We start from the raw sequence: 9,248 nt of genomic DNA on the forward strand, positions 1-9,248 counted from the left end.
AAGGACCCCGCCATGATCGAGCTTCGCACCTGGCGCCAGTTCAGCGTGCTGGCCCAGGAGCTGCACTACGGGCGCGCCGCGCAGCGCCTGCACATGACGCAGCCGCCGCTGAGCCTGGCCATGCAGAAGCTGGAGCAGGCGCTGGGCGTGGTGCTGTTCGAGCGCAACCGGCGCGGGGTGCGCCTGAGCGCGGCCGGCGCGGCGCTCCTGCCGCAGGCCGAGGCGCTGCTCGCGCAGGCGGAGGCGCTGCCCGAACTGGCGCGCGCGGCGGCGGCGGGCATCCGCGGGCAGCTGCGCCTGGGCTTTGTCTCGACGGTGGGCTACGGCGAGATGCCGGCCTGGCTGCGCCAGTTTCGGGAGCGCTTCCCCGAGGTCGCCCTGCAGCTGCGCGAGGCGACGCTGGACGTGCAGCTCCAGGCCTTCGAGCGGGGCGAGCTGGACGCCGGCTTCGTGATCCACGCGCCGGGCGCCGCGCCGGCGGGCTTCGAGTCCCTGGGCCTGGCCGAGGAGCCCATGGTGCTGGCCCATGCAGACGGCGTGCGCGGCGCCGCGCCCAAGGCCCTGCTGGACGCGCCGCTGATCATCTTCCCCCGGGAGATCGCCCCCTCGCTGCACGATGCGGTGCTGGGCTTCTACGCGGCGCAGGGGCGGCGGGTGCAGATCGCGCAGGAGGCCATCCAGATGCAGACCATCGTCAACCTGGTGTCCTCGGGCATGGGCGTCGCCTGGGTGCCGCGCTCGGTGATGGCGCTGCAGCGGGCGGGGGTGAGCTACCGGGCGCTGCGCATGCCGGGCTTGCCGCGCTGCGAGACGCGCCTGATCTGGCGCGCCCCGGCGGCGCCGGTGGTCGAGGGCTTTGTGGCGCACGTGCGTCAGGCGCTGCGCGGGCCGGCGGTCGGCTGAGGCCGTCGCCGGGACTGCGCATCGCCCCGGCCTGCCTGGACTGCCGGAAGTCATGCCGCACTGCACGGCAGAATGCGCGGCCAGGGCGCAGATCGCCCGCGCGGCACCTGGCGGTCAACGGATGCCGCCGGGCTTCGTTGAACGCCGACCACCCTCGCGAGGAGACCCCATGACCCGATTCACGCCCCGCCCCCTGAGGCCACTGCTGATGCTGTCGGCCGCGCTGGCGCTCAGTGCGCACGCGCAAGCCGCCGTCTTCAAGGATCCCGCGATGCAGCAGGCGCTGGAGGCGGACCAGGACGAGGAGCTGCTGGCGCTGGCCCGCGCCCGGCTCAAGACCGATGCGACCGATCCCCAGGGGTTGGCCGCCACGGCGCTGGTGGGGATGCAGGACGCTGACGCCGCGAAGCTGGAGGCCCATGCGCTGTCGCTGCAGCAGTGCGTGGAACGGCACCCACGCGCCGCCGTCTGCCATTTCGTGCTCGGGCAGGTGCTCGGCTCGCAGGCCATGAGCGGCGGCATGATGAAGGCGATGACGCTCACGGGCCGCATCAAGGAGTCCTTCCAGAAGGCGCTGGCCCTGGAGCCGCAGTCCTACGAGGCGCGCGACGCCCTGCAGCAGTTCTACCTGATGGCCCCGGGCATCGCCGGGGGCTCGACCAGCAAGGCCCGCGCCCTGGCCGACGAGGTGCGGGAGAGCCAGCCCGAGCAGGCGCAGCTGCTGCGCGCCCGGCTGCTGCACAACGATGGCGATACAGCGGGCGCCGAGCGCGAGATCAATGCCTTCACGCCGGGCCGCGATGTGGCGCTGAACAAGGCCTGGGTGCAGGCCTGGCTGGCCCTGGGCCTGTCCTATCTGCAGGACAAGCAGCCGGGCAAGGCGCGTGCCTGGCTGGAGCCGCTGACGAAGACGCAGCCGCAGTCGGCCTACGGCTTCTTCGGCCTGGCCCGTGTGGCCGCCGCCGAGCAGCGCTGGGACGAATCCGCCCGGGCCTTCGAGCAGGCGCGGGGCCTGGAGGGCGCGAGGGCGCTGCCGATCGACTACCGCCTCGGGCTCATGCTGCAGACCAAGGGCGACAAGGCCCAGGCGAAGGCCGCGCTGGAACGCTATCTGGCCGGCAAGTCTCCCAGCCGGCGTCTGGCGGAGGACGCCCGCAAGCGCCTGGCCGAGCTGGGTTGAGGCGGGATGCGGGCGCGGCGCAAGGCAGGGCCGTGGGCAGGGCTTCGCCGCTGGCCTTAGCATCACGCCCATGCTGCGCCTTGCCTCCCGTTCATCCGTGCCCGCCATCGCCTCGCTCCGCCCGCTGCTGGCCGCGCTCTGCCTGAGCGGCGCGGCGGTCAGCCACGCGGCGGTCTTCTCGGATCCGGCCCTGCAGAACCTGTTCGCCGCGGGGCAGTCGGTGGAGCTGGAGCGCGCTGCCCAGGCCCGGCTGTCCGCCGACGCGAATGATGTCCAGGGGCAGATCGCGCTGGCGCTGTCGCTGCTGGAGTGGGGGCGCGTGGACCAGCTGGAGCCGTCGATGCGCCAGATGCAGGCCTGCGTCGAGCGCCAGCCGGACTTCGCGCCCTGCCACTACGCGCTCGGTTCGCTGCTGGGGGTGCAGGCCGTGAAGGGCGGGGCGCTCAAGGCGCTGAGCCTGAACGGGCGCATCCGCGAGCAGCTGCAGCGGGCCTTCGAGCTCGATCCGCGCAGCTACGAGATCCGCAGCGCCCTGGTGCAGTACTACATGGCCGTTCCCATGATCGCGGGCGGCAGTCACAGCAAGGCGCGCGGCCTGGAGCTGGACTGGCGCCGCAGCAGCCCGGAGCAGGCGCGCATGCTGCGCATCTTCGTGGCGGTGGGAGACGAGGACTGGTCCGAGGCCGAGCGCGAGCTCAAGGCCCTGCGCATCGGCACCGACCTGCGGCTGGCCTTCGACGCGCGCGTGGCCTACGGGCAGCTCGGCCGCCACTTCGTCAAGGACAAGCAGTGGGACCGCGCCCGCAAGCTCTACGAGCAGCTGATGCGCGACCAGCCCCGCCAGGCCACCGGGCCCTACCTGATGTCCCGCCTGGCACAGGACCAGGGCCGCTTCGACGAGGCCATCGACTGGATCCAGAAGGCCCGGCGGCTGGACGGCGCCGAGCTCCTGCCCCTGGAGCAGCGCCTGGGCAACGCCTACGAAGGCCTCGGCGACAAGGCCCAGGCCCGCGCCGCCTACGAGCGCTACCTGGCGGGCAGCCCGCTGCACCAGCGCAACGAGCAGGAGGTCCGGCGCTCGCTGGCCGCCCTGGCCTCGTCGGCGCCCAAGTCCGACTGAGCCGCCGCAGCCGGCACGGGCCGGGGCCGGTCCGGCCCACTATGATGCGCGCCTGATCAATCCTGGACCTCCGAGGACCACGCCATGTGGGTGCATCCCCAGTTCGACCCCATCGCCCTCCGTCTCGGCCCCCTGGCCGTGCACTGGTACGGCCTGGCCTACCTGGCCGGCTTCGCCGTGTTCATGCTGCTGGCGCGCTGGCGCATCCGCCAGCCCGGGCTCGTGAACCAGCCCTGGACGACGCTGCACCTCGATGACCTGCTGTTCTACGGCGTGCTGGGCGTGGTGCTCGGCGGCCGCCTGGGCTTCGTGTTCTTCTACAAGCCCGAGTACTACCTCGCCAATCCGCTGGAGATCTTCAAGGTCTGGACCGGCGGCATGGCCTTCCACGGCGGCCTGCTGGGCGTGGCCGCAGCGCTGGCGATCTTCGCCTGGCGCCGGGGCTGGCGCTTCTTCGAGGTGACGGACCTCGTCGCGCCCTGCGTCGGCTTCAGTTTCGGCCTGGTGCGCATCGCCAACTTCGTCAACGGCGAGCTGTGGGGCCGCCCCGCCGACCCCTCGCTGCCCTGGGCGATGGTGTTCCCGCAGTCGCCCACGCTGGAGCCGCGACATCCCTCGCAGCTCTACCAGGCCTTCGGCGAGGGCATCGTGCTCTTCGGCCTGCTGTGGCTCTATGCCCGCAAGCCGCGCCTCACGGGGCAGATCTCCGGCGTCTTCCTGTTCCTGTACGGCCTGCAGCGCTTCGTGATCGAGTTCTTCCGGGAGCCGGACGTCTACCTGGGCCTGCAGGCGCTCGGCCTGAGTCGCGGACAATGGCTGTGCCTGCCCATGATCCTGGCCGGCCTGGCCCTCTGGGTCTGGTCCACCCGTCGCGGCCGCGCCCGCTGAACGCCGAAGTCCTCCCATGCGTCAAATCTTCTTCGACACCGAAACCACCGGCCTGCGCGCCGAAGCCGGCGACCGCATCATCGAGATCGGCTGCGTGGAGATGGTCAACCGCCAGCTGACCGGCAACAACCTGCACCTCTACCTCAACCCCGAGCGGGACATCGACGAGGAGGCGGTGCGCATCCACGGCCTGACCGTCGAGTTCCTGGCGGACAAGCCGAAGTTTGCCCAGGTGGTGGACCAGCTCGTGGACTTCCTCACCGGCGCCGAGCTGGTGATCCACAACGCCGCCTTCGACATCGGCTTCATGAACGCCGAGCTCAAGCGCCTGGGCCGCCCGCTGGTGACGGACTTCGTCGGCGGTGTGCGGGACACCCTGCTGATGGCGCGGGACATGTTCCCCGGCAAGGCCAACTCCCTGGACGCCTTGTGCAAGCGGCTGGAGGTGGACAACTCCAACCGGACCTTCCACGGCGCGCTGCTGGACTCGGAGCTGCTGGCCGAGGTCTACATCCGCCTGACCCGCGGGCAGGACGCGCTGCTGATGGACGACCACGGCAGCAGCGGGCAGGAGGGCGGCGACACGCGCGTGGCCGCCATCGACTTCAGCCGCTTCACCCTGCCGGTGCTGGCGGCCACGCCCGACGAGCTGGCGGCGCACGAGCAGGTGCTTGCCGATCTGGACAAGGCGAGCGGCGGCAAGCGGGTCTGGCAGACGGCCGCTCCCGGCGAGGCCGCGCCCGCCGCCTGATGGCGCCCGCCCGCAAGTTTTTCAGCTTTTTCTTGTTCAGCTGGAAAAACTCGTGGCATAATCGTGGGCTTCCCGGTTAACGATCTTTGTTGACGCAGCGTGAAAGCAAAGCGGCAACAAAATCAGACAGACGGCGGCATCCCGGTAGCACGGGCTGCTTCGTACAGATTGATCGGGCGGTTAGCTCAGCGGTAGAGCACTGCCTTCACACGGCAGGGGTCGCAGGTTCGAACCCTGCACCGCCCACCAGAACAAGCGGCCGGGCCTTCGGGCTCAGGTGGCAACGGCTTCGGCGATCGAATCGAGGCATTCTGGAAGATCTGTACCTGTTGTCGTCACACGCTTACCGGGCGGTTAGCTCAGCGGTAGAGCACTGCCTTCACACGGCAGGGGTCGCAGGTTCGAACCCTGCACCGCCCACCAAGATCACCCCGCAAGTCGACAGGCTTGCGGGGTTTTTCTTTTGGCGCGCCGTGGTGACGCCAGCGCGCAGGCCAGCCGTCCTCGACGCCCCCACTCTGGCATGCTGCGAGCCCATGACGGCGAACGACTCGGGCACCTCCGCGCTCACTTCCACTTCCACTTCCACTTCCACTTCCGGCGCGGACACGGCGGCGAGGTGTGGCAGCTCCCCGCGTCCGCCCGCGGACTGGTGGCGCTGGCAACTGGACGGGCACGCGCTCGGCTGGCTGGCGCCGGCGCATCAGGCGCTGCTGGCCGCATGGGGCGTCGGGCAGGCGGTGCCGGGCGAGGGCCGGTGCTGGGCCTGCCGCAGCGGTGTGTCGGACGGCGAGGCGGGGGTGGAGGTCCGCAGCGCCTGGCTGGCGGCCCTGGCGCTGCGCCTGCGCGAGGCCGGCTGGGTGCGCGGCTGGCGTGAGGAGCGCTACCGTTGCCGCCTGCCACGGCCCGGGCTCGACCCGGCGGCGGGGCCCGCGGAGGGCGACGTCTTCTTCGAGCTGGAGCGCGCCGCGTACCGCTTCTTCGGTCTCACGAGCCAGGCTGTGCACATCAATGGCGTGTCACTGACGGGCGGTCTGTGGTGCGGCCGTCGCGCGCTGCACAAGGCGACCGACCCCGGCCGGCTGGACAACCTCGCGGCCGGCGGGCTGGCCGCCGGTGAAGACCCGGTCGCGTGCGCCCGGCGCGAGCTGTGGGAGGAGGCCGGCGTGCCCAGGGCCCTGAGCGAGCCCTTGAGGCGCCAGGGGCTGATCCGCACGGCGCGCGTCGAGCCCGAGGGCTGGCACGACGAATGGCTGCATGTGTTCGAGCTGCCGCTGCCGGCGGACTTCGTGCCGGTCAACCAGGACGGCGAGGTCAGCGCCTTCGAATGCCTGGCGCCCGAGGACGTCGCCCGGCGCATCACGGGGCAGGACTTCAGCGCCGATGCCGCGGCGGTGAGTGCGAGCTGGCTGGCCTCGCTCGGGCGCGGCTGAGCGCCTGGCGCCTCACACCAGCAGGAAGCACAGATGCCCCGTCCCCGCCTCCTTGCCGAGCAGCGGCAGGGTGAGGTGCAGGTCGGTGCGGGCGCTGTGCTGCTGCAGGACCTGCTGGAGCTTCTCGAACGGCTGGGGCGCGAGGCGGGCGCTGCCGAGCTGGGCCTCGCTGCCGGCGCCGGGGCTCGTGAGCACGGCGGCCATGCTGCGCAGGTAGCGGCTGGCTTCCTCGACCATGCGGGCGCTGGGCTGGCGCGCATGGATGGCCTTCAGGATCTCCTGCTTGCCCAGGGCCAGGGCCATGCCGCCGATCATCGCGACGGCGGTGGCGTCCATCAGCCCCACGGCATAGGCGGTCTTGCGGCCCGTGCAGCCATAGAGGCCCACCAGCAGCGGGAACTGCTCGAAGGTGTGGCGGCTGTCGGACTTCAGCAGATCGAAGCTGCGGGTGCAGAGCAGGGCGTGGAGCTGCTGCTGGGCGAGGCCCAGGGACTGCACGGCGCCGGGCATCGGCGCGGGGGGCACCGGCGCGTCGACGCCGCCCGGCTTGCGGGTCGCGGCCTGCTCGCGCAGCGCGGACTGGCCGTAGAGCGAGTCATGCACCACGCGGCGCAGCGTGGCGTCATCGAAGGGCTTGTGGACGACGAAGGCCGCGCCGTTGCTGCGCGCCTGCGTGAGGCACACGGCGTTGGTCTCGGTCGTGACGAAGCCCACCGGCACGTGGCCATGGCCGATCTGGCGCAGCGTCTGCAGCATCTCGATGCCCGAGACGCCGGGCATGTGCCAGTCCGACACCACGAGGTCGGGCTTGAAGTCGGCCATGCGCTCCAGCGCCTCGGCACCGTCGCTCGCGGTCTGGATCTGCAGGCGGCCGAGCTCGCGGCCGTCCTGGAGGATGCGGCGGATGATGGCCTGGATGGCGCGGCTGTCATCGACGATCAGCACGCGGCGGGATTCCTCACTCATGTTCTTGTCGTTCATCTTGCTTGCCGATGTCTGCTTCGGGGCCACGCCCAAGGACATGGTCACGGGGGCCGACTCCCTGGCAGCGGAAGTCAGGCCCGGCGGGCTCCCTGATGCCAGCGGCGGACTCGCATCCGCTTGCGTGGGCCGGACCGCCCTTCGCTCCGTCTCGTGCGACGTGGGTCGTCGGCATCGGCGGGGCGCCCTCGGGGGCCGTCCGGCGGACCTGTGCCGGTCCGGCTGGCGGGGACGGCGGGCCTGTCAAGATCAGACCGGGCGCTGTCCCGCAAAGCAGTGTCTTTGAGGTGACAAGGCCCCGGCGACGGGAAAAACACCCGGAAGCGCCAGCAATCGCGGCCGGGTGTGACAAAGTCGGCGCCCGGACGAGTCTCTCACCCGCGGCAGAATGGCCGGATGGAGACAGTGCAAGCCCTGGTGATCGGTGCCGGCGTGGTGGGCCTGGCCGTGGCGCGCGCCCTGGCCCGTGAGGGCCTGGAGACGCTGGTCCTGGAGCGTGAAGGTGCCATCGGGCAGGGCATCAGCGCCCGCAATTCCGAGGTGATCCATGCCGGGCTCTACTATCCGACGGGATCGCTCAAGGCCCGCTGCTGCGTGCGGGGGCGGGACCTGCTGTACGCCTACTGCGAGGCGCGTGCGGTGCCCCATCAGCGCTGCGGCAAGCTCCTCGTGGCCACCGCGCCCGGCCAGCGTGCGGCACTGGAGTCGTTGGCGGCCCAGGCTCGCGCCAATGGCGTCGAGGACCTGCAATGGCTCAGCGCCGCCGAGGCGCGGGCGCTTGAGCCGGCCCTGCGAGCCGAGGCGGCGCTGCTGTCCCCCTCGACCGGCATCGTCGACAGCCACGCCCTCATGCTGGCCCTGCAGGCGGACCTTGAGGCGGCTGGGGGTCAGGTGTTGCTGCAGGCGCAGGTGATGGGCTGGCATACCGCGCCGGACGGTCTTCACGTGCTGGGCGTGCAGTCCTCCGACGGCGAGGTCAGCGAACTGGGCACCCGCGTGCTGGTCAATGCCGCCGGCCTGTGGGCCACGCGCCTCGCGCAGGCGTCCACCGGCCTGCCGCCGGGCCTCACCACCGCCTTCTGCAAGGGCAGCTATTTCGGCCTGCAGGGACGAGCGCCCTTCGGTCGGCTGATCTATCCCCTGCCCGAGGGCGACGGACTCGGCGTGCACCTCACCCTCGACCTCGGCGGCCAGGCCCGTTTCGGTCCGGACGTCGAGTGGCTTCCCGAGGGCCAGGACCCCGAACGCCTGGACTATGCCGTCGATCCCCAGCGCAGCGCCGCCTTCATCGAGGCCATCCGCCGCTTCTGGCCCGACCTGCCCGACGATGCGCTCCAGCCCGCCTACAGCGGCGTGCGCCCCAAGCTCCACCGCCCCGGCCATGCCGCCCTGGACTTCCAACTCGACGGCCCCGCCCGCCACGGCCACGCCGGACTGGTGCATCTGCTGGGCATCGAGTCTCCTGGCCTGACCAGCTGCGTGGCGCTGGCCGACGAAGTCGTGCAGTGCCTGCAGCTGCTGTCCGCCTGAGGGCCCAGCGTCGCAAGCGTTTCCGGCCCTCCCGGGCCGAGCGCCGGGCCGCCCCAAGCCGGCCCACAACGCAAGACGGGCGGCTCAACGCCGCCCGTCTTGCTGTCCCCTCGGGGGACCGCCCTGACCTCGCCCGCGTTCAGCGGTGCGACCCAGAGCGGGGGCATGGGGCGCCAGCCCCAAGGGGTCGAGCGCCGGGCCGCCCCAAGCCGGCACACAACGCAAGACGGGCGGCTCAACGCCGCCCGTCTTGCTGTCCCCTCGGGGGACCGCCCCGACCTCGCCCGCGTTCAGCGGTGCGACCCAGAGCGTGGGCAAGGGGCGCCAGCCTCAAGGGGCCGAGCGCCGGGCCGCCCCAAGCCGGCACACAACGCAAGACGGGCGGCTCAACGCCGCCCGTCTTGCTGTCCCCTCGGGGGACCGCCCCGACCTCGCCCGCGTTCAGCGGTGCGACCCAGAGCG

8 protein-coding genes and 2 tRNA genes are annotated in these 9,248 nt (G+C 71.8%); 9 read left to right on the plus strand and 1 reads right to left on the minus strand.

All coding sequences use genetic code 11. From position 1 onward, the window contains the following. Positions 1-12: 12 nt before the first annotated feature. The 8 genes from QRD43_RS18360 (at position 13) to QRD43_RS18395 (ending at position 6,275) form a co-directional block, all read left to right on the plus strand. On the plus strand, positions 13-903 hold the full coding sequence (locus tag QRD43_RS18360; protein ID WP_285983952.1) for a LysR family transcriptional regulator: 891 nt from the start codon (positions 13-15) through the stop codon (positions 901-903). Between the two features lie 169 nt (positions 904-1,072). Beyond that, on the plus strand, positions 1,073-2,083 hold the full coding sequence (locus tag QRD43_RS18365; RefSeq protein ID WP_285983953.1) for a tetratricopeptide repeat protein: 1,011 nt from the start codon (positions 1,073-1,075) through the stop codon (positions 2,081-2,083). A 70-nt stretch (positions 2,084-2,153) separates the two neighbouring features. Continuing rightward, the gene (locus QRD43_RS18370) at positions 2,154-3,203 is read left to right on the plus strand and encodes a tetratricopeptide repeat protein (protein WP_285983954.1); all 1,050 of its coding nucleotides are present in this window, start codon (positions 2,154-2,156) and stop codon (positions 3,201-3,203) included. Between the two features lie 84 nt (positions 3,204-3,287). Continuing rightward, entirely contained in the window at positions 3,288-4,091 is an 804-nt protein-coding gene (gene lgt, locus QRD43_RS18375; RefSeq protein WP_285983955.1) for a prolipoprotein diacylglyceryl transferase, read from the plus strand. 16 nt (positions 4,092-4,107) lie between these two features. Then, the gene (gene dnaQ / locus QRD43_RS18380; protein WP_285983956.1) at positions 4,108-4,842 is read left to right on the plus strand and encodes a DNA polymerase III subunit epsilon; all 735 of its coding nucleotides are present in this window, start codon (positions 4,108-4,110) and stop codon (positions 4,840-4,842) included. Positions 4,843-5,016: 174 nt separating this feature from the next. Further along, positions 5,017-5,091: transfer RNA gene (locus QRD43_RS18385), tRNA-Val, on the plus strand. Between the two features lie 99 nt (positions 5,092-5,190). After that, positions 5,191-5,265, plus strand: a tRNA-Val gene (locus QRD43_RS18390). A gap of 113 nt (positions 5,266-5,378) precedes the next feature. Next, a complete protein-coding gene (locus tag QRD43_RS18395; protein ID WP_285983957.1) occupies positions 5,379-6,275 on the plus strand; it encodes an NUDIX hydrolase in 897 nt (298 codons plus the stop codon). A gap of 12 nt (positions 6,276-6,287) precedes the next feature. On the opposite strand, the gene QRD43_RS18400 is transcribed toward QRD43_RS18395, so the two are convergent. After that, a complete protein-coding gene (locus QRD43_RS18400) occupies positions 6,288-7,241 on the minus strand; it encodes a response regulator (RefSeq protein WP_285983958.1) in 954 nt (317 codons plus the stop codon). 411 nt (positions 7,242-7,652) lie between these two features. Between QRD43_RS18400 and QRD43_RS18405 the strand changes: the two genes are divergently transcribed. Then, the gene (locus QRD43_RS18405; protein WP_285983959.1) at positions 7,653-8,786 is read left to right on the plus strand and encodes an NAD(P)/FAD-dependent oxidoreductase; all 1,134 of its coding nucleotides are present in this window, start codon (positions 7,653-7,655) and stop codon (positions 8,784-8,786) included. Positions 8,787-9,248: the final 462 nt, after the last annotated feature.

The sequence above is a fragment of the Roseateles subflavus genome (assembly GCF_030285365.1).
Classification (GTDB): Bacteria; Pseudomonadota; Gammaproteobacteria; order Burkholderiales; family Burkholderiaceae_C; genus Roseateles_B; species Roseateles_B subflavus.